This window comes from Pseudomonas sp. LAIL14HWK12:I7 (assembly GCF_000483465.1).
GTDB classification, from domain to species: Bacteria; Pseudomonadota; Gammaproteobacteria; order Pseudomonadales; family Pseudomonadaceae; genus Aquipseudomonas; species Aquipseudomonas kermanshahensis.
The window spans coordinates 152121-171922 of record NZ_AXYZ01000014.1 but is presented as its reverse complement, the minus strand read 5'-3'; the positions used below and the strand labels follow the sequence as shown (position 1 = coordinate 171922).

Here is a 19802-nt window from a genome sequence, read left to right as displayed (position 1 = left end):
TGCTGTGCTAGGGTGCTTGCACTTTTGCTTTTCAGGACAACCCCCATGCTCCCCGCGCTCAGCGAAAAAGAACTCGACCGCCTCGAAGACCTGCTGATCACCTACGGCAACGATTATTCGGTACTCAACCTGGCCGAGCTCAATGGTTTTTTTACCGCCCTGGCCAGTTCCCCCATCACCGTCCACCCCGAACAATGGTTGCCAGCCGTTGCGGGTGGCAAAGTGCCGAAATTCAAGAAGCCCGCGCATGAAGAGGCGTACACGGCGTTGATGTTGCGTTACGCCAGCCAAGTGGCGGACGAACTGGGTGACAACATCGATCAGTTCGAACCGCTGTTCGAGGAAAATGAAACCGACGATGGCGCTGTGATCATCATGGAAGAGTGGTGCTTCGGCTATATGCGCGGTACCCAGGTCGCCAGCTGGGACGCGTTGCCGCCTGAGCAGGATCAACTGCTCAAGGCCATTTCCCTGCATGGGCTGGAGGACAACTTCGAGTTGCTCGATCAAATGCGTGAAGAGGACATTCAAGCCTGTGTGCCTCAGGTGATCGAGGCGGCACGCCAGTTGTTCAAGTTCCATAATCAGCGGCATTGAGCCGAAGATGCAGCCTGTGCACTGCACTGTAAAAGCGGCCTAGCGCCGCTTCTACAAGCATTATTCCGCCACGCGAAATTATGGTTTCCCCCCAGCACTGATTCTGCTGCCAGTCGAATCGGTCCAACATGGCCTCCACCAGCCCATTCCGGCGCTGACCAGGAGCCAAGCCCATGTCGACCAAGATCAAACTCTACAACTTCCCCAAGTCTGGCCACGCACACCGTATCGAGCTGATGCTCTCGTTGCTGAACCTGCCGACCGAGCTGGTTTTCGTCGACCTGGCCAAAGGTGAGCACAAGCAGCCTGCGTTCCTTGCCCTCAACCCGTTCGGGCAGGTGCCGGTCATCGACGACAACGGCACGGTCATCGCCGATTCCAACGCCATCCTGGTGTACCTGGCCAAGAAATACGACAACGGCACCTGGTTGCCCGAGGAGCCCGAAGCCGCAGCGCGCGTGCAGCGCTGGCTGTCGGTCGCCGCAGGCCCTTTGGCTTTTGGCCCGGCTGCCGCTCGCCTGGTGACCGTGTTCGGCGCCGCGTTCAACACCGATGAAGTCATCGGCCGTGCCCATACCCTACTCAAGGTGATCGACGCCGAACTGGCCAAGGCCCCCTTCTTGACAGGCAGTGAGCCCACCATCGCTGACGTTGCCAACTACTCCTACATCGCCCATGCACCAGAGGGCAATGTCTCGCTGGAGCCGTACGCCAACGTGCGCAGTTGGCTGGCACGGGTCGAGGCGCTGCCAGGTTTCGTGCCGATGCCGCGTACTGCCACGGGCCTGCAAGCCGGCGATTGAGCTCAACCCCCTTCGAGGAATGCCACCATGCATCAGCTCCCAGGCCATCGCGCGTCACCTTGGCACAGCGGTGAGAAGATCCTGCAGGAAAAGGTCGGTGTGTCGGAGCGCATGGAGGTGTTCGGGCAGAAGGTTATTCGCGACTTCATGCCAGACCAGCATCGCGCGTTCTATCAGCAGTTGCCGTTCATGGTGGCGGGCAGTGTGGATGCCCACGGCAGGCCGTGGGCGACCTTCCTCGAAGGCCCGCAAGGCTTCGTCAGCTCGCCCGACCCACGCCAGTTGCTGATCAACGTGGACCTGAAAGCGGATGACCCCGCCACACCAGGGCTGGCGAGCGGGCAGGCAATCGGGCTGCTGGGCATCGAGTTGCATACGCGCAGGCGCAACCGAATCAACGGCCTGATCGGCCAGGCACGTAACGGGCAACTGGAAGTGACGGTAGAGCAGTCGTTCGGCAACTGCCCTCAGTACATCCAGCTGCGCGAGTACACGCGTAGCGATGAGCTGGCAAAAGGGCGCGTCGATGCCACTGCACTGGATGCCCGCGCGGTTGCCATGATCGAAGCGGCCGATACCTTTTTTGTTGCAAGCTACGTCGCGCAAGACGATGGCCCGCGTTCGGTCGATGTGTCCCACCGCGGCGGTCGGCCTGGGTTCGTCAAGGTCGAGGGCAACCGCCTGACCATTCCCGATTACGCCGGCAATTTGCATTTCAACACGCTGGGCAACCTGTTGGTGAACCCGGTGGCAGGGCTGCTGTTCATCGACTTCGCCACCGGCAATGTACTGCAGCTTTGCGGGCATGCCGAAGTGGTACTGGAGAGCCCTGCCATCAATGCGTTCGAGGGCGCCGAGCGGCTGTGGACGCTGGACGTCGAGCACGTGGTATGGCGCCCGGCAGCCGTGTCGCTGCGCTGGGCCTTTAAAGAATACGCACCGACCAGCTTGATGACCGGCACCTGGGCCGAGGCCGGCGAACGCCTGCAACAGCGTGAACGTCAGCGTCAATGGCAGGCGTGGCGGGTGGTGCGCCTAGAGCAGGAGAGCCGTGATATTCGCTCGTTCTACCTGGCGGCAGATGCACCCGTGCAGTTTGCGCCAGGGCAGCATATTCCTGTGCGTATCGCGCTGGGCAGCGATGCCCCGCTGATTCGTACCTACAGCGTTTCCAGCGCCCCGTCGGACGGTTACCTGCGCATCAGCGTCAAGGCCCAGGGCCCGGTATCGCGCTATCTGCATGAGCGCATTGCCGTGGGGGACCTGCTCGATGTGCGCCTGCCCATGGGCAGTTTTACCCTGGATGAGCAAAGCGCACGGCCGATTGTACTGATTGGCGCGGGCGTGGGTATCACGCCATTGATCGCCATGCTACGAGCACAATTGGCCCGGCGTCAGGCGCGGCCTATTCACCTGTTTCACGGTGCGCGAAGCCTGGCGGACTTGCCCTTCCAGCAAGAACTGGCGGCGCTGCGCCAGCAAGCGAGCGAATGGTTGCGTGTGCACCGTTGCCTGAGCCAGCCTGAGGCCGAGGCGGTCAGGGGGCGCGACTACGAGCATGCTGGCCGGCTGGGCATTGAGCAGGTGAAAGCCCAGCTGGCGCTGGATGACTACGATTTCTATGTGTGTGGCCCAGCGAGTTTTACCCAGGACCTGTACGAAGGGCTGCGTGCCGTGCATGTACCCGACGCACGCATCCATGCCGAAGCCTTTGGGCCATCGACGCTCAGGCGGCACACCGACGACGACCAGCCGGTGCTGCAGCAGCCCCCGGCTGCCAGCGAAGCGGTGCCGGTGTACTTCGCCAGCTCGGCCAAGGAGGCGCGCTGGGCACCGGGTAGCGGCACTTTGCTGGAGCTTGCCGAGGCGCGTGGGTTGTCGCCGGATTTCAGCTGTCGGGGTGGTTCATGCGGCACCTGCAAGACCAAGGTGGTGAGTGGGCAGGTGCATTACCCGAACCTGCCTGCCGAGATGCCGGAAAGCGGTACGGCGCTGATCTGCTGTGCCGTGCCGGCTAAAGTGGAGGAGGGCGCGCAGGCCTTGGTGCTGGAACTGTAGTGCTGACCGTTGTGGCCTGCGCACAGGGCAGCGAAAAAACCGCAGATAATCGATAATCCACACCCCCCGACATTCCAGGAGCCGGCATGGATCAGATTCACCTGATGAAGGTGTTCGTAGCAGTCGGCGAGCTGGAAAGCTTCGCCGCTGCCGCCCGCCGGCTGGACATCTCGCCCGCCGCAGTGACCCGTGCCGTCAGTGCCCTGGAAGACCAGTTGGGGGTCAAACTGCTGCTGCGCACCACCCGCAGCGTGCGCCTGACCGAAGCGGGTGGCCGCTACCTGGAAGACACCCGGCATATTCTCGCCAGCATCCACGAGGCCAATGAAGCCGCGGCCGGTATCAACGCCACGCCCAAGGGGGACTTGGCCGTTACCGCGCCGATCCTGTTCGGCAAGAAGTTCGTCATGCCGTGCATCGTTCGTTACCTGCAGCAATACCCCGAGGTCGACGTGTCTGCGTACTTCCTCGACCGGGTGGTGAACATGGTCGAGGAGGGCATGGACGTGGCTGTGCGCATCGGCCCGCTGCCAGACTCCGGCCTGAAGGCGCTGCGGGTGGGCAGGGTGCGGCGCATGCTCTGCGCCTCGCCGGACTACCTGGCGCGCCACGGCGTGCCGCAACACCCATCGGACTTGCCAGGCCATGCGGTGATCGGCACCACCAACTTGTCGCCCCGGGCCGGTTGGCGCTTCGGCGTGACGGATGAGCCGACCCTGGTCCGCATGAAGCCGCGACTGACGGTGACCAGCAATGATGGGGCGATTGCTGCAGCCAGTGGCGGGCTGGGGATCGCACGGTTGCTGTCATACCAAGTGGCAGACGAGATAGCGAACGGGCAGTTGCAGGTCATTCTGGCCGAGTACGAAGAAGCCCCCTGGCCGATCCATGTGCTGCACCGGGAGAGCAAGTACGGGTCCGCCAAAGTCAGGACCTTCATCGACATGCTAGCCCATGCGCTTCGAGCCCAAGGGCTGGATTGAGGTCGTACAACCCCCTGCAATAGCACCCCTGAAGATACACATCCGTTAACAATTTACGTTGTACGACGACCTACGACATGGCAATCTTGCGCCTGAAACAAATTGTCTCAATTAACGCTGCCAGCGTTGAGGCACTCACCCGCACCTCTAAAAATAAGATTCAGGTGACCCATGAAGATCAAAGGCATCCGTTGGTGGATGGTCAGCCTCGTCACGGCTGGGCTCGTCGTCAACTACCTCGCCCGCAATACCCTCTCGGTGGCTGCCCCCACCTTGATGACCGACCTCTCCATCACGACCGAGCAATACGCCAAGATCGTCGCCGCCTGGCAGGTGTGCTACGCCCTTATGCAGCCGATCGCCGGCTGGTTTATCGACTTCATCGGGACCAAGCTCGGTTTTGCCGTGTTCGCCATGGCCTGGTCGGTGGCGTGTGCTGGCGCAGCTTTGGCCACGGGCTGGCAAAGCATGGCCTTCATGCGCGGGCTGCTGGGCATGACCGAAGCGGCCGGCTTGCCTGCCGGGGTCAAGGCCACCACCGAATGGTTCCCGGCCAAAGAGCGGTCGGTGGCGATCGGCTGGTTCAACATCGGCTCTTCGCTGGGTGCGTTGCTGGCGCCGCCTCTGGTGGTGTGGGCCATCCTGCACAGCGGCTGGCAACTGGCCTTTGTGATGGTCGGGGTGTCCGGCATCGTCTGGACGGTTTTGTGGATGCTGTTCTACAAACACCCTCGCGATCAGAAGCGTTTGAGCAGCGAAGAGCGTGACTACATCCTGTCTGGCCAGGAAGCGCACTTCAAGGAAGAGAAGCGCGAGAAGGGCGCCTGGAAACGCATCTTCAAGACTCGAAACTTCTACGCCATCGCCTCCGCGCGCATCCTCTCGGAGCCGGCCTGGCAAACCTTCAATGCCTGGATCCCGCTGTACCTGATGACCGAGCGGCACATGAACATCAAGGAAGTGGCGATGTTCGCCTGGCTGCCGTTTCTGGCGGCCGACATCGGCTGTGTGCTCGGTGGTTACCTGAGCCCGCTGTTCCACCGTCACTTGAAGGTGTCGTTGTTCACCTCGCGCAAGATGGTGCTGGTGTTCGGTGCCAGCTGCATGATCGGCCCAGCGTGCATTGGCTTGGTTGAAAGCCCATATACCGCGATTTTGCTGCTGTGCATGGGTGGCTTTGCGCACCAGACGCTGTCGGGGGCGCTGTATTCGATTACGTCGGACTCGTTCAGCAAGGACCAGGTGGCCACCGCGACAGGTATGGGCGGGATGTGCGGGTACTTGGGCGCGGCGGTTTTTACCCTGGTGTTCGGCATCCTGGTGACGCAGATCGGCTACAGCCCGCTGTTCGTGGTGCTGGCAGCGTTCGATATCGTTGCGGCGGTGCTGGTGTGGAAGGTTGCGCGTGAGGTACGGGGTGAGCCGGTCGCGCGGCAGGGCGTGGCCACCGGCGAAGTGCTGGTTTAAAGCTTGAGATCGCGGGGCTGCTCTGCAGCCCATCGCCGGCAAGCCAGCTCCCACCCGAACTGTGTAGCCTCCAAGTTAAGCGCCGCACCTGTGGGAGCTGGCTTGCCAGCGATGGGGCGCAAAGCGACCCCTATACAGGCAACCCCCTACAGCGCCCGATACTGCATCTTGAACCCCAAGCTCATCGCCTCACCCTGCTGCAACAACCGCAACCCTGGCCGCCCAGGCAGGTGATGCGCGTTGATCGGGTGGCTGACCGGCTCGAAGCAGAAAAACGCCTTGCCCGGTGGGCAGAACAACAGAAAGTGCTCACACCCACTGGCCGTGCATTCCAGGGCATAGCCTGCGCTGGGCTGTGCGATCACGCAGCTGCCAGGCCAACCACCGAACGCATGATCGACCACCCTGGTCGGCAACCCGCCCGGGGTGTCGAAGCACCAGTCATCAGGCAGCTCAGCCGGGTACGACGGCAGCCGCCCCTCTTCTGCCAGCCACACATGCTGCGCCATAGCGCTTAGCTGGGTGTCCGGATAGCGCGGGAAATAAGGATGCAGCCCCAGCCCATACCAGGTGGCCGTTTCATCCAGGTGGGTCACATGCAAGTCGAGGTTCAGGCACCCGTCGAGCAGGTGCACATCCAGCGTCGCCCGGTAGGCAAAGGGCAACTGGCTGTCGAGCGTTAGCCGGGCACGGCGTTCACTGTGGTGGTCCACCTGCCAGGCCTGCTGCCAGGCGGTGCCATGAATCGGGTAGGGGTCGTGTGCGGTGTTGGGCGCCAGCGCCAGCCAACCCTCGGGGCGCTCGAAACCCCCTTGGGCAATCCGGTTGGACCAAGGTGCCAGTGGGTAGCACGCCAGTTGCCGCGGCGTGCCGCTGGCCAGCGCGTCTTGGTCAGAGTGGCGCAGCAGCGCCTGCCCGGTCGCTTTCACTTCCCAGTTGATCAGGCTGGCGCCCAGGTCCGGCGCCAGGCTCAGGCGGGTCAGGTGGTCTTGCAGGTGCAGTTCGGTGACAGCCATCAGCGGCTCCTTTCAGAATGTTTGCTCAGCTCGCCCGGCGATAGGTCAGCAGCACGATGCCGCACACCACCACGGCACCGCCGATCAGTTGCCAGGTACTCAGGCGCTGATCCAGCAACGCCCAGCCCAGCAGCAAAGTGGCGATCGGTTCGATGTTCATCACCGGCGCGTTCTGCGCCATGTTCAGCCGGGGCACACAGACAAACAGCAGGGTGAAGGCCACGCCATACAGCACCACCAGACTGGCCAAGGCCGCCCAGCCGCTGCTGCTGGCAGGCAGCGACAGCCCGGAAGGCATCACGCCGCTTGCGCCTGCCACCAGCATGCTGGAGAACACGATCAGCAAGGTCAGCAGGCTGCGTACCGGGCCGCGCACGGCGGCCAGCTTGTGATCGGTGATCCACAGCGCGCAGGCGAAGGCGCACGCGGCGCAGAAGGCCAGGCTGACGCCCAGGGCCCAGTGCGGGTTGGCGTCGGCGCTGTCGGCCAGCCGTGCCGGTACATCCAGCGCCAGCACCAGGCCGCACAGAATCAGGCCCATGAACAGCACGGTGCGGCCAGTCGGGCGTGCACCGCCCAACGCCCACGTGAGCAGCGCCAGCAGCATCGGGAAGGTATTGCCCACCAGCAGCGCGAGTGCCACCGGGATGCGCGCCACCGCCGAATACAGGCACAGGCTCTGCGTGGCGATCAGCAGGCCAAGCAGCAATTGCCAGCGCCGTGTGCCGGTCGGCAGGCCCACTGCCTGGCGTTGCCACAGCAGCAGGCAGGCCAGGACCAGAAAGGTGATGCCGGAGCGGCAGAGAATCGCCAGCAGCACGCCGGTGCCGTCATCGAAGGCGATGCGTGCGGCAACGTGGTTGGCAGCGAACGAGCAGGCCAGCAGCGCCAGTAGCGCCAGCGCCAGCTTGCGAGGAAAGAGGGGAGTGGCAGAGGAGGGAACAGCCATGTGCAGGATCCATTTGCAAAAGAGGATGGGGCCGCAAGCGGCCCCATTTGGCTTTACAGCACCACGCTGGGCAGCCAGAGCGAGATGGCAGGGATGTAGGTCACGGCCATCAATACCAGGAACAACGCCAGGTAGAAGGGCAGCAGCGCCTTCACCGTCGACTCGATGCTCACCTTGCCGACGGCCGAACCGACGAACAGCACCGCGCCCACCGGCGGTGTGATCAGGCCGATACCCAGGTTCACCAACATGATCATGCCGAAGTGCACCGGGTCTACACCGATGCCCGTGATCACCGGCAGCAGGATCGGGGTCAGGATCAGGATCAGCGGCGCCATGTCCATCACCGTGCCCAACAGCAGCAGCATGAAGTTGATACACATGAGGATCACGTAGCGGTTATCCGACAGGGTCAGGAACGCCGTGGTGATCTTCGACGGGATCTGCATCAGCGTCATCACGTAGCCGAAGCTTGCGGCAAAGCCGATCAGGATCATCACGATCGAGATGGTGCGTACCGTGCGGTGCATCAACTTGGGCAGGTCACGCCACTTGTAGTCGCGGTAGATGAACATGGTCACGAAGAACGACCAGACCACGGCCACGGCGGCCGACTCGGTCGCGGTGAATACGCCCGACAGGATACCGCCGAGGATGATGACCATCGCCATCAGCCCCCACAGTGCCTCGCCAGCGATTTTCAGCGCCTGGCGCAGCGGGATCACTTCGCCTTTGGGGTAGTTGCGCTTTTTCGCGAAGATCAGGCACAGGCCCATCATCACCGCGCTCAGCAACAGCCCAGGCATCACCCCAGCCATGAACAGCGAAGCGATCGACACCGTGCCCCCCGCAGCCAGCGAGTACAGCACCGAGTTGTGGCTGGGCGGGGTCAGCAGCGCCTGCACCGAGCCACTGACGGTCACGGCGGTGGAGAATTCACGCGGGTAGCCTTTGCGCTCCATCTCTGGGATCAGCACCGAGCCCACCGACGCGGTGTCGGCCACCGACGAGCCGGAAATCGCGCCAAAGAACGTCGAGGCCATGATGTTGACCAGCGACAACCCGCCCCGCACGAAGCCCACCAGTACCCCGGCGAACGCCACCAGCCGCCTGGACATGCCGCCCTCGGCCATGATCGCGCCAGCCAGTACGAAAAACGGAATCGCCAGCAACGAAAACTTGTTAACCCCACTGGCCACCTGAATCATCATCGCCTGCAGCGGGATGTCGATCCACCAGGCGCCGATCAGTGCAGACAGGCCCAGGGCGTAAGCCACCGGCATGCCGATCAGGATCAGCGCGATGAAACTGCCCAACAGAATGAACGCATCCATTTACGCAGCTCCTTCGCTTTCTTCAGCCAGGTCGAAACGCACCACCTTGCGGTTGCTTTGGTCGCCCAGCAGGAGTTTTTCCACGACAAAGATCAGCGTCAGCACGCCCCCCACCGGGATCGGTGCGTAAGTCATGCCCACGCGTATGCCTGGCAGAGAGGCCAGCGACTGGTTCCAGGTGGTGATGCACAGCTTGGTGCCGTAATAGGTCATGAACACGCACACCACGATCATCAGCAGTTGCACCAGCAGTGAAACCAGCTGGCGCTGCAGGGCGGGCAGGCGGTCGGTGATCATCGCCACCGCCATGTGCGCGCCCGCCCGGTAGCTGGCGGCGGCGCCGACGAAAGTGAACACAACCATCAGCAAGATCGCGACCGGCTCAGGCCAGCTGGAACCGGTGCCCAGCACGTAGCGGGCGAAGATGCCCCACGGAATGATCAGCGTCATGGTCAGGATCGACAGGCCCGCAATCCAGATGCAGCCGCGGTACAGCGTGTCGTTCACGCTCAGGAAAAGCGATTTCATAGGCATCACCAAAGCGACAGGGCGGCGGCCGCCGCACTGTCGAGGTCGTCTTGGAAGGGGCCGGTATTACTGGACGGCGTCGATACGCTTCATCAGGTCGGCGTACGGTGCGCCGTACTTCTCGCGGACCGATGCGGTGGCGTCAAAGAACGGCTTCTTGTCGACGGTGATGAACTCGACACCGGCCGCCTTCAGCTTCTCTTCGCTGGCTGCGGACTTGGCGTCCCACAGTGCACGCTCTTCCATCTGCGCTTCACGCGCGACCTTCTTCACCAGTGCCTGTTGGTCTGCGGTGAGCTTGTTCCAGGTGGTCTTGGACATCACCACCGGCTCCGGCAGGATCAGGTGGCCAGTGAGGGTGTAGTACTTGGCGCTCTGGAAGTGGTTGTGCTCGAGCAGCGTCGGCGGGTTGTTCTCGGCGCCGTCGATCACGCCGGTCTGCAGGGCGCTGAAGATTTCGCCAGTGTCCATGGCAATGCCGTTGCCGCCCATGGCGTTCATCATGTCAATGAACAGTGGGTTGCCCTGCACGCGGATCTTCATGCCCTTGAGGTCTTCAAGGCTGCGCACCGGTTTTTTCGTGTAGATGCTGCGCGAGCCGCCATCCATCCAGGCCAGGGCCACCAGGTTGAATTCGGAGTTGGTGATTTTGTCGAGGATCTCCTGGCCGATGTCGCCGTCGATGATCTTGCGCATGTGTTCATGGTCACGGAACACGAACGGCATGTTGAACACGTTCACGTCCGGCACCACCGGGCCGACGATCCCCAGGCTGACGCGGGTCATCTGCACGGCACCAATCTGTGCCTGCTCGATCACTTCCTTCTCGGAGCCGAGCACCCCACCGGCGAACATCTTGAAGGTGATCTCGCCATTGCTGGCGGCTTCGAGCTTTTTGCCCATGTTCTGTTCGGCGACCACGGTCGGGTAGCCGGCCGGGTGAATCTCGGCGAACTTGATGTCCAGCGCGGAGGCCGGCATCGACAGGCTGAAGGCGAAGGGGAGTACGGCAAGGAGCAGCTTGCGTTTGAAGGTCATGGTGAAACTCCGTGGTTTTTATTATCCGGTTTCGTGTGTGCAAGTGTGTGGCAGAGCGGGTGTTCAGCCCCGGTAGGCAGGCTCCTCCAGGCCTTTGACGCCGAGCTCGAAGGCAAATACCCCACCGGCCAGCGGCTGGTCGGAGAGGTCAATGCCCGCAGGGCGGATCGACGTGACGAACAGGGTGTCCAGGTTGGCGCCACCAAAGGCGCACATGGCCGGTTTTTTCACCGGCACATTGAGCGAGCGGTCCAGACGGCCATCGGGGGTGAAGCGGTGGATCTGGCCGGCGTCGTTGCCGCAGATCCAGTAGCAGCCGTCCTGGTCGATGGCGGCGCCGTCGGGGCGGCCAGGGTAGGCATGCATGTCGACGAACAACCGCTTGTTGTGGGGCGTACCGCTGTCGATGTCGTAGTCGAACACCCAGATTTTCTGCACGTTGGGGTGCGAGTCCGACAGGTACATGCGCGTGCCGTCGGGGCTGAAGGCCAGGCCATTGGGCACGATCATGCCGTCCTGCTGCAGGTGCAGGTGCCCTTCGCCGTCATGCCGGTACAGCGCCCCGACATGGGCGCCCTGCGGCATGTCCATCAACATGGTGCCGGCCCAGAAGCGGCCCTGGCGGTCGCAGCGCCCATCGTTGAAGCGCATGCCGCCCTGGGCATGTTCGACGGTGCTGAGCAGGCGGCTGTCGAGGCTGCCGTCGGCCTTGGGTTCGAGGTGGAAGATGCCGCTTTCCATCCCCGCGACCCACCCGTGTTCGGTGCGGGCGATGCAGGCGAGCATTTCGTCACCTTGCCACGCCTGCTGGGCCCCATTGGGCTGCCAGCGGTGCAGTGTGCGGGCAGGGATGTCGACCCAGTACAGGGCCTGTTCGGTAGGGTGCCACACAGGGCTTTCGCCGGTACCGTTGCGGGCGTCGACGATCAGTTCGCAGTTCATGGCCGTGCCTCCTGGCGCGCGGGGGTCAGTTGAACGGTCCGGCCACGGCGAAAGCGCCGCCCTGATAGACCATGCTCGGGTCATCGGCGGCGGGCGCCGGTTGGGCTTCGACGGCCTCGCGGAACACCTCGGAGGTGTCTTTAGGCGCATAGCCCAGGTGCGCGGCATGGCGGTTGTCCCACCACACGGTGCGGTTGTCGGAGGCGCCATAGACGATGGTGTGGCCGACATCGGGCGTGAACAGCCCGCGCTCGATCAGCTGGACCAGGTCGTCGTAGCTCAGCCAGGTGCAGAGCATCCGCGGGTTCTGCGGTTGCGGGAACGACGAGCCAATACGAATGCTCACGGTCTCGATGCCATAGCGATCGAAGTAGAAGCTGGCGACATCTTCGCCGTAGCATTTGGACAGCCCGTAGTAGCTGTCGGGGCGGCGCGGGGAGTGGGCGTCGATGCGCTCGTCCTGGCGGTAGAAACCGATGGTGTGGTTGGAGCTGGCGAAGATGATGCGCTTGACGCCATGCTTGCGCGCCGCCTCGTAGACGTGGAACACGCCGCAGATGTTGGGGCCGAGGATGTCTTCGAAGGAATGCTCGGTGGACACGCCACCGAAGTGGATGATGGCGTCTACGCCTTCGACCAGGGCGTGGACCGCTGCCTTGTCGGCGAGGTCGCAAGCCACCACCTCTTCATGCGGGCCCGCGGCAGGTGCCATCGGGCTGATATCGGAAAGGCGCAGGACCTCGGCGTAGCCTTGCAGGCGTTCGCGAAGGACCTTGCCCAGGCCGCCTGCGGCTCCGGTGAGCAGCAGGCGATTGAGGGGAGTTGGGGTCATGGCCGGCTCGTTGTTAATTGTTGTAGGTTGTCGTATGACTGAGCTGAATTATCGGCAGCGGGTTCCAGAGTTGTCAATGTTAATTCTGTGACCCTGTATGCCTCATTACGGCAAACTCGCACCTACAGGCTTCACGCGGTCCGTGTAGGCGCGGGCTTGCCCGCGATGGGCCGCAAAGCGGCCCCCTATTACAGCAGCGACAACGGATAGTTGAAGATCAACCGGTTCTCATCAAACTCGTTGTTGCTGTAATCCCGGCGAATGCTCGAGTTCCGCCACTTCACACTCAAATCCTTGAACGCCCCGCTCTGGATCACATACGCAAGCTCGGTTTCCCGCACCCACTCCTTGCCATCGGTAACCGCACCGGTGTGCACATCCTGCCCGCTGATATAACGGTTCATCAGCGTCAAACCCGGCACCCCGACGGTGACGAAGTTGAAGTCATGCCGCACCTGCCACGAGCGTTCGTTGGCATTGTCGAAACTGGAGTTGTAGCTATCGTTGGCCAGCGTCCCGCCGCTGGTGCCATTGACCCGCATCCAGGTATCGCCATCGACTTTTTGCAGCCCAACCCAGAAGGTGTTGCCGCCATACTTGGCCGAGAACATCCCCGAGTAGGTCTTGTTGTCCAACTGCCCGGCACGCTCGGAGCCGTCTTCATCGCCATGGAAGTAGCCCAGGTTGGCGCCCAGGGTCCAGTCACCCACTGGCTGGCTGTGGCTCAGTTGCAGGTATTGCTGCTGGTACACGTCCTTGAGCACCGCATTCCACAGCCCGACCAGTGTGCGGTCCTGGTTGAACTTGTATTCGCCGCCGACGAAGTTGAAGCGATCCGAAAGCGCCCCGCCATAGCTCATGTCTTCCATGCTCGCGTCATTGCGCGGGCTGTTGCCACGGAACTGCCCGCCATACAGCGTCAGCCCGGCGATCTCGTTGGAGGTGACCTGCCCCCCGCGGAACGTCTGCGGCAGCGAACGGCCGTCGTCGGAGCGCAGGATCGGCAGCACCGGCATCCATTCGCCGATCTTAAGCTCGGTCTTCGAGATCCGCGCCTTGCCCGCCACCGCCAGGCGCCCAAAGTCATCGGCTGGGCGCCCATCGTCGTGGCGCGGCAGCAGCCCGGTGCCGTAGGTGCCGCCACCGCCATCAAGCTTCACCGACCACATGCCCAGCACATCCACACCGAACCCCACCGGCCCCTCGGTAAAGCCCGAGCGGGCATCGAGGATGAAGCTCTGCGTCCATTCCTCGGCCTTGCTTTGCGGGTTGCTGGGGTTGGTGAAGTTGCGGTTGATGTAGAAGTTGCGCAGGCCGAGCGTGGCCTTGGCATCCTCGACAAAGCCCGCCGCCAGCGTGGTACCCGGCAGGCTGCCGAGCATGCCGACGCCGAGCAGGGCAAAGGGAAGGGTTTGGCAGATTCTCATTATTGTTGTGCTCCACAAAAGGGTGTGGCGGCCCGTCCACCGTGCACGCGCAAGCGGCCAGCGGTAGGGGCGGGTAGGTAACGGGCCGGTCACGGCCAGGGAGGGTGAAACGGGCTTACGGCCCTAGGTGGCCGCAGGTGACGAAATCGGGAAAGGTGCAACGCGGGGGTATAGCGCGATTGAAGTCGACATGGGGATCGTCCACGGATTGTTGTTTTTGTTATGCGTTGTCGTACAACTGTGGCGATTTTTATCAAGTGGTGGTGGGGATGTCAACGCTTTGTGGTGTGATGAGGGTGAGATGTTGTCGCGGCATTCTGGGTGGTATGAGGGGTGGTGGGCTCTATACCGGGGGCCAGGGGTTCGTGTGGAGATACGATGACTGAGTCTTGTGTAGGGTAGGGGTGTCTTGATTTTCTCTAACCTCCATGACGATCAAGATCGTGTATGCGTATCTTAATTTAATTCCATTATTTTGTTGCTAAACTGATTATTTCATCAATAAGACACAGAATATTGTGATTATTGAGATTGATCGCTGACAGGGCCTACCACTACTATCTTGTGTGTTAAGTGGATTTCATGGAGTTATTACTCGCTATGCTGGATTTAAGCCTCAGTAAGCCGAGCGAAGTCGTGAAGCGCCTTTGCGAACGTTTGCGCACCGAGCGGCTAGCGCAGCAGATGACGCAGGCCGATGTGGCTGGCAGGGCGGGTATCGCTACCAATACCGTGTCCAATCTAGAGGCTGGGCGAAATGTCGGCTTTGAGAACCTGGTCAAGGTGGCCATGGTGCTGGGGCGCGGCAAGGAGCTAGAAGGCCTTTTCTTGCCCAAGCTGGACAGCCTCGCTGACCTGCATCGCTACGAGCAGAGTGCCAAGCGGCAGCGCATCAGGAGTAAACACGACAATGCTTGAGCAAGTGCGCATCTATTACGAAGGTTGGGGTGAGCATTTACTACCGTTGCCAGGGCAGGCCTGGAAGCTTGGCTGATCAAGTTCCCGGCGAGAGAAGAGCACCCTGAAGTCTGCGCTATCGAAATGGTCTATGCCGCGTGCCTACGTCAGTGCGGCATTGCGACGCCTGATACCCAGCATTTCAGTTTGCCAAATGGGCTGGCCGCTTTCGCCAGCCGACGTTTTGATCGCCAGGGGGATCTGCGTGTGCCGATGCAGAGCTTGGCGGCCTATACCGGCGCCGACTTCAGGTCACCCGGTGCCCTGGATTACGTCAACTTCTTGCGGGCGACTCATCTGTGCACCAACGACCTGCGAGAGAAAGCGCGCGCCTTTGAGCGAGTTGTTTTTAACGTGGTGTTCAATAACCGCGATGACCATCCCAAGAATTTTTCCTACGTGATGTCGCGAGCAGGCGAGTGGAAACTGGCACCCGCGTATGACGTGACCTTTTGCGAAGGCCCTGGCGGCTATCATCAGATGGATGTGATGGGGGAGGCCTTGGCGATCGACCGGAAAGCGATACTGCGCCTGGCAAGCGAAGCAGACATTACGCCGGCGTCCGCCGCCGCCATCATCGACCGCATATGCGCAGCAGCGAGCCAGTTTAGGCGCATGGCCGAGCGTATGTATCCGCAGATGATCACCCAGGAAACGCTGCAAACCGTGCAAGGCCGTATCGACGAAAACAGTGCGCTGCTCCAGTCGGTGAGTTGAAGCAGCCGCAATTGCTTCTAGACTTAGCAACGGTCTCACCCTCGACCACGTCTCTGGGCGCCCCAGTACGGCACATCGATGCCTTTGTGGCGGGCGCGAGGCCTCTACTTGAGCCCCGCAAACACCTTCGCCAGCTTCCCCACCGCTACACGCATCTCGCCAGGCGTCAGCGCCGCGAACCCCATCAACAGGCCCACATCATTCCTCGGCGATGCATACAAACTGCCGAGCCCCAACAGGTCGATCCCCGCCGCATGCGCCGCCCTCACTACTGCATCTTCCGGCAAGTCCTGCACGAAGTGGCAGGGCATCTGCAGCCCCCCGGCCGGAATGCTTGGCGCCAGAAACGCCCCCAAGTGCTTGTGCACAAGCTCTGCCAGCATGTCCCGGCGCGCGGCATACAGCGCTCGCATGCTCCGCACATGCGCCGTGTAGTGCCCGCCCTCCATGAACCGCGCCAGGGTCAGCTGGGCAATGGAGGCCGTATGCCCATCCTGCAGCGTGCGTGCACTGGTCATCGGCGCGACGAGAGCAGGCGGCAACAGCAAGTAGCCGATGCGCAGCCCGGCGAACAGCGACTTGGTGAACGTGCCGATGTACAGCGTGCGTTCATGCGGGTCCAGGCCCTGCACGCAGGCGGTCGGCCGGCCCTCGTAGTGGAACTCGCTGTCGTAGTCATCTTCGATGATCCAGGCGCGCTGCTGCCTTGCCCACTCGATGGCCTGCAGGCGCCTGTCCAGCGACAACGTCGCGCCGGTGGGATATTGATGGGACGGCGTCAGAAACACCGCCCTGGCATTGGCGGCCAACCGCGCCATGCGTTCCACCTGCAGGCCGTTTTCATCCACTGGCACCGGCACGCCTTCGAGGCCTGCTGCCGCGACGGCTTTGCGCGTGCCTTGGTAGAGCGGGTCTTCGACCAGTACCTGATCGCCTGCATCCATGAGCACCTGCGCGCATAGGCTAAGCGCCTGCTGCGAGCTGGTGAGGATCAGCACCCGGTCGGCAGACGCCTGCGCGCCCCGTTCGAGGTTAAGGTAGTCAGCAATCGCGCTGCGCAGGCAGGCCATGCCCTGTGGCGCACTGTGCTCCAATGCCTGGGTGCCAAATTCCTTGTACACCTGGCGCTCCAGCCTTTCCCAGATCGCCAGGGGGAAGTGCCGGGTCTCGGCTACCCCCGGTGCAAACGGGCGCGGCCCTTGGAAATTATTCACGCCCCCGCTCTGCAGCACGGCCATCGCCCTGCGGCTCAGTTGAGGTGGCTCATCGCAGCGCGTTTCGCGTTTTTGCTGTCGCCGTGGCAGATGCCGTGCGCGTTGCGAGACGAAGCTTCCGCTGCCCACCCGACGCTCGATGAAACCCTCTGCATGCAACTGGCTGTAAGCCGCCTCCACAGTATCCCGCGAAACGCCCAGCGACTGGGCCAATGGGCGTGAAGCCGGCAGCGATTTACCGACCGGCAGCGCGCCATCAAGTATCAATTGGCGAATCGCCCGCTGGATCCGCACATGCAACGGCAACGCGCCATGGGCCGGGTCGCTCATCCAGGCTTTGACCGATTGCAGTTGTGCGTGTTTGAACATTGGTCTGGTTCGCTTGCGAAAAGTGGTGGGGCTATACAGGCCATTCTATCGCTATAAATGCACCTGTTTTCAGACCATTCCCACATTGAAAGGGGTCCACGATGACAGTTGCACCAGTATTGATGTCAGTCCGCGAGTTGAAGCAGACCGATTTCCCTCAATGGTCCGCCTATTGGGACCAGTACCAGGCGTTCTACAAAGTAGCGCTGAGCCAGGCCACCACCGAGCTGACCTGGGCCCGGTTTTTCGACCCGGCAGAGCCCGTGCACTGCGCCGTCGCCACGGACGGTGAGCGCATCCTCGGTTTCGTCCATTTTGTGTTCCATCGCTCGACTTGGGGGCGTAACGACTTCTGCTATCTGGAAGACCTGTACGTTTGCCCAAACGCGCGAGGGAGGCAGGTTGGCAAGCAGTTGATCGAGTACGTTCAGGGCCAGGCACGGGAGAAACAGTGCGACCGGCTGTACTGGCATACCCAGGAAACCAACCAGACTGCACAGCGGCTGTACGACTGGATTGCTGAAAAGCCGGGGGTAATCGAGTACCGGATGGCTTGTTAGCACGCAAAAAAAAGGCTGCCCATTGGCAGCCTTCTCGATGCTCAGCCCGGACAATCAGTCCCAGCTCAACGCCCCACCAGTCTGATACTCAATCACACGCGTCTCAAAGAAGTTCTTCTCCTTCTTCAAGTCCATGATCTCGCTCATCCACGGGAACGGGTTGGTGGTGCCTGGGTACTCTTCCTTCAGGCCAATCTGGGTCAGGCGACGGTTGGCGATGAACTTGAGGTAGTCCTCCATCATCGCTGCGTTCATGCCCAGTACACCGCGCGGCATGGTATCGCGGGCGTATTCGATCTCCAGCTGGGTCCCTTGCAGGATCATCTGTGTCGCTTCTTCTTTCATCGAGGCATCCCACAGGTGCGGGTTCTCGATCTTGATCTGGTTGATCACGTCGATACCGAAGTTCAGGTGCATCGACTCGTCACGCAGGATGTACTGGAACTGCTCGGCAACGCCGGTCATCTTGTTGCGGCGGCCCATCGACAGGATCTGGGTGAAGCCGCAGTAGAAGAAGATGCCTTCCAGCACGCAGTAGTAGGCGATCAGGTTGCGCAGCAGCTCTTTGTCGGTTTCCGGGGTGCCGGTGTTGAATTCCGGGTCGGAGATGGCGCGGGTGTACTTCAGGCCCCAGGCGGCTTTCTTCGCGACCGACGGGATCTCGTGGTACATGTTGAAGATCTCGCCTTCATCCATGCCCAGCGACTCGATGCAGTACTGGTAGGCGTGGGTGTGGATCGCCTCTTCGAAGGCCTGGCGCAGGATGTACTGGCGGCACTCCGGGTTGGTGATCAGGCGGTACACGGCCAGGGCCAGGTTGTTGGCAACCAGGGAGTCTGCGGTGGAGAAGAAGCCGAGGTTACGCATGACGATGCGGCGCTCGTCTTCGGTCAGGCCGTCCTGGCTCTTCCACAGGGCGATGTCGGCGGTCATGTTGACCTCTTGCGGCATCCAGTGGTTGGCGCAGCCGTCGAGGTACTTCTGCCAGGCCCAGTCGTACTTGAATGGCACCAGCTGGTTGAGGTCGGCGCGGCAGTTGATCATGCGCTTTTCATCGACCGCAACGCGGGCAGCAGAGCCTTCCAGCTCGGCCAGGCCTTCGGCAACGTCGAGGGCGTCAAGGGCAGCCTTGGCGCGTTTTACGGCTTCGGAGTCAGAAGCGGTAGCGGCACGGGCTTCCAGGGCGGCGGCACCGCCGGCGCTGTCGAGCTTGTCGAGCGTGGCAGCGGCGTTGGCCTGCGCAGGGGTGTTGCCTTTGGCGGCTACTTCGCCGTCTTCCTTGTCGAATTCGTCCCAGCTCAGCATGGTTTGGCTCCTGCTTGAGGGTCGCCCTCAGGCAACCGGTTGGATTTTAAGAATGTGATGCCTGACGCAAGGCCGTTACGGCGAATGGACAGCTCGAGAGGCTGACTCTCGTTACATCTGGATGTGCTTGTGCCTGGCCAGGCCTCACAGAGGGGCCAGGGACTTGAAATGTGCCCTTTTCAGAGGGGGCGCAGTATACCGGAATTCGCCTTCGATCGGGGTGCGAGTCTGGCCGGCGAGGGTAACTTTTTCGACCGGTTTGGCGCGCATCCGTTCACCAAGGGTGTGCCGTTCGTTCGGGCAAGAGTGTAGCCGCTAAACGAAGGTTTGGCACTATATGTTGTGGTTTTTTGTTTGTTAAACACTGTATATGGGGTTTGCGCGTCATGTAGGAGCAGCCTTGTGCTGCGAAGAGGCCAGCGCAAGCACAGCACATTTCGCTGCCATCACCGGCCTCTTCGCAGCACGAGGCTGCTCCTACACAGTACGTGTTAGCTGCACTGCTTGCGCAGGGTCTCGACCACATGTGTCTTGGGGTGCTTGCGTGCTTCTTCGACCGAGGTGAAGCGGCCGGTTTCAGCATTGCGACCAATTTTGCGAGTTGCCACTTTTTTCCGCGCCATGGGGTACATCCTTTTTTTGAGAGGTCCTGCTCTTTTACCGAGCCGCGCGAGCGGTGGGCAAAGGGCAAGGCTTCTCTGGAGCG

General features: G+C 61.9%; 18 protein-coding genes and 1 pseudogene. 8 read left to right on the top strand and 11 right to left on the bottom strand.

From position 1 onward, the window contains the following. Nucleotides 1-45: 45 nt before the first annotated feature. The 5 genes from D886_RS0115060 (at nt 46) to D886_RS0115040 (ending at nt 5908) form a co-directional block, all read left to right on the top strand. The gene (locus D886_RS0115060; protein WP_027594714.1) at nt 46-597 is read left to right on the top strand and encodes a UPF0149 family protein; all 552 of its coding nucleotides are present in this window, start codon (nt 46-48) and stop codon (nt 595-597) included. A gap of 173 nt (nt 598-770) precedes the next feature. Continuing rightward, nucleotides 771-1400 carry a glutathione S-transferase family protein gene (locus tag D886_RS0115055; RefSeq protein WP_027594713.1) on the top strand — a complete coding sequence of 210 codons (630 nt, stop codon included), beginning with the start codon at nt 771-773 and terminating at the stop codon, nt 1398-1400. A gap of 27 nt (nt 1401-1427) precedes the next feature. After that, the gene (locus D886_RS0115050; RefSeq protein ID WP_027594712.1) at nt 1428-3458 is read left to right on the top strand and encodes a pyridoxamine 5'-phosphate oxidase family protein; all 2031 of its coding nucleotides are present in this window, start codon (nt 1428-1430) and stop codon (nt 3456-3458) included. Nucleotides 3459-3544: 86 nt separating this feature from the next. Next, a complete protein-coding gene (locus D886_RS0115045) occupies nt 3545-4441 on the top strand; it encodes a LysR family transcriptional regulator (RefSeq protein ID WP_027594711.1) in 897 nt (298 codons plus the stop codon). A 171-nt stretch (nt 4442-4612) separates the two neighbouring features. Next, nucleotides 4613-5908, top strand: a complete 1296-nt coding sequence (locus D886_RS0115040) for an MFS transporter (protein WP_033694215.1) — start codon at nt 4613-4615, stop codon at nt 5906-5908. A gap of 146 nt (nt 5909-6054) precedes the next feature. Here the strand turns inward: D886_RS0115040 and D886_RS0115035 are convergent, their stop codons facing one another. From D886_RS0115035 to D886_RS0115000, 8 genes are all read right to left on the bottom strand, one after another. Further along, complete coding sequence (locus tag D886_RS0115035; protein WP_027594709.1) at nt 6055-6924, bottom strand: aldose 1-epimerase; 870 nt, start codon at nt 6922-6924, stop codon at nt 6055-6057. A gap of 25 nt (nt 6925-6949) precedes the next feature. After that, nucleotides 6950-7873, bottom strand: coding sequence for an EamA family transporter (locus D886_RS0115030; protein WP_027594708.1), 924 nt, complete (start codon nt 7871-7873; stop codon nt 6950-6952). Between the two features lie 53 nt (nt 7874-7926). Beyond that, on the bottom strand, nt 7927-9207 hold the full coding sequence (locus tag D886_RS0115025) for a TRAP transporter large permease (protein ID WP_027594707.1): 1281 nt from the start codon (nt 9205-9207) through the stop codon (nt 7927-7929). After that, nucleotides 9208-9735: a TRAP transporter small permease gene (locus D886_RS0115020; protein ID WP_027594706.1), complete on the bottom strand. Its 528-nt coding sequence runs from the start codon at nt 9733-9735 to the stop codon at nt 9208-9210. A 66-nt stretch (nt 9736-9801) separates the two neighbouring features. Further along, entirely contained in the window at nt 9802-10773 is a 972-nt protein-coding gene (locus D886_RS0115015) for a TRAP transporter substrate-binding protein (RefSeq protein ID WP_027594705.1), read from the bottom strand. 63 nt (nt 10774-10836) lie between these two features. After that, nucleotides 10837-11715: an SMP-30/gluconolactonase/LRE family protein gene (locus D886_RS0115010; protein WP_027594704.1), complete on the bottom strand. Its 879-nt coding sequence runs from the start codon at nt 11713-11715 to the stop codon at nt 10837-10839. Between the two features lie 25 nt (nt 11716-11740). After that, on the bottom strand, nt 11741-12547 hold the full coding sequence (locus D886_RS0115005) for an NAD(P)-dependent oxidoreductase (RefSeq protein ID WP_027594703.1): 807 nt from the start codon (nt 12545-12547) through the stop codon (nt 11741-11743). A gap of 188 nt (nt 12548-12735) precedes the next feature. After that, the gene (locus D886_RS0115000) at nt 12736-13974 is read right to left on the bottom strand and encodes an OprD family porin (protein ID WP_027594702.1); all 1239 of its coding nucleotides are present in this window, start codon (nt 13972-13974) and stop codon (nt 12736-12738) included. 600 nt (nt 13975-14574) lie between these two features. On the opposite strand from D886_RS0115000, the gene D886_RS0114995 reads away from it, so the two are divergent. Further along, nucleotides 14575-14892: a helix-turn-helix domain-containing protein gene (locus tag D886_RS0114995; RefSeq protein ID WP_027594701.1), complete on the top strand. Its 318-nt coding sequence runs from the start codon at nt 14575-14577 to the stop codon at nt 14890-14892. A gap of 36 nt (nt 14893-14928) precedes the next feature. Further along, nucleotides 14929-15648: pseudogene (locus D886_RS27000) on the top strand (type II toxin-antitoxin system HipA family toxin); the annotation flags it as partial. A 104-nt stretch (nt 15649-15752) separates the two neighbouring features. Here D886_RS27000 and D886_RS0114985 read toward each other — a convergent pair. Continuing rightward, a complete protein-coding gene (locus tag D886_RS0114985) occupies nt 15753-17231 on the bottom strand; it encodes a PLP-dependent aminotransferase family protein (RefSeq protein ID WP_027594700.1) in 1479 nt (492 codons plus the stop codon). Between the two features lie 101 nt (nt 17232-17332). On the opposite strand from D886_RS0114985, the gene D886_RS0114980 reads away from it, so the two are divergent. Next, nucleotides 17333-17791 (top strand): GNAT family N-acetyltransferase, encoded by a 459-nt coding sequence (locus D886_RS0114980; protein WP_155951426.1) that lies wholly within the window; start codon nt 17333-17335, stop codon nt 17789-17791. Nucleotides 17792-17845: 54 nt separating this feature from the next. Here D886_RS0114980 and D886_RS0114975 read toward each other — a convergent pair whose 3' ends face one another. Both D886_RS0114975 and D886_RS28590 read right to left on the bottom strand, forming a co-directional pair. Further along, nucleotides 17846-19096 carry a ribonucleotide-diphosphate reductase subunit beta gene (locus D886_RS0114975; RefSeq protein WP_027594698.1) on the bottom strand — a complete coding sequence of 417 codons (1251 nt, stop codon included), beginning with the start codon at nt 19094-19096 and terminating at the stop codon, nt 17846-17848. 491 nt (nt 19097-19587) lie between these two features. Next, complete coding sequence (locus D886_RS28590) at nt 19588-19719, bottom strand: hypothetical protein (RefSeq protein ID WP_256208043.1); 132 nt, start codon at nt 19717-19719, stop codon at nt 19588-19590. Between the last annotated feature and the right edge of the window lie 83 nt (nt 19720-19802).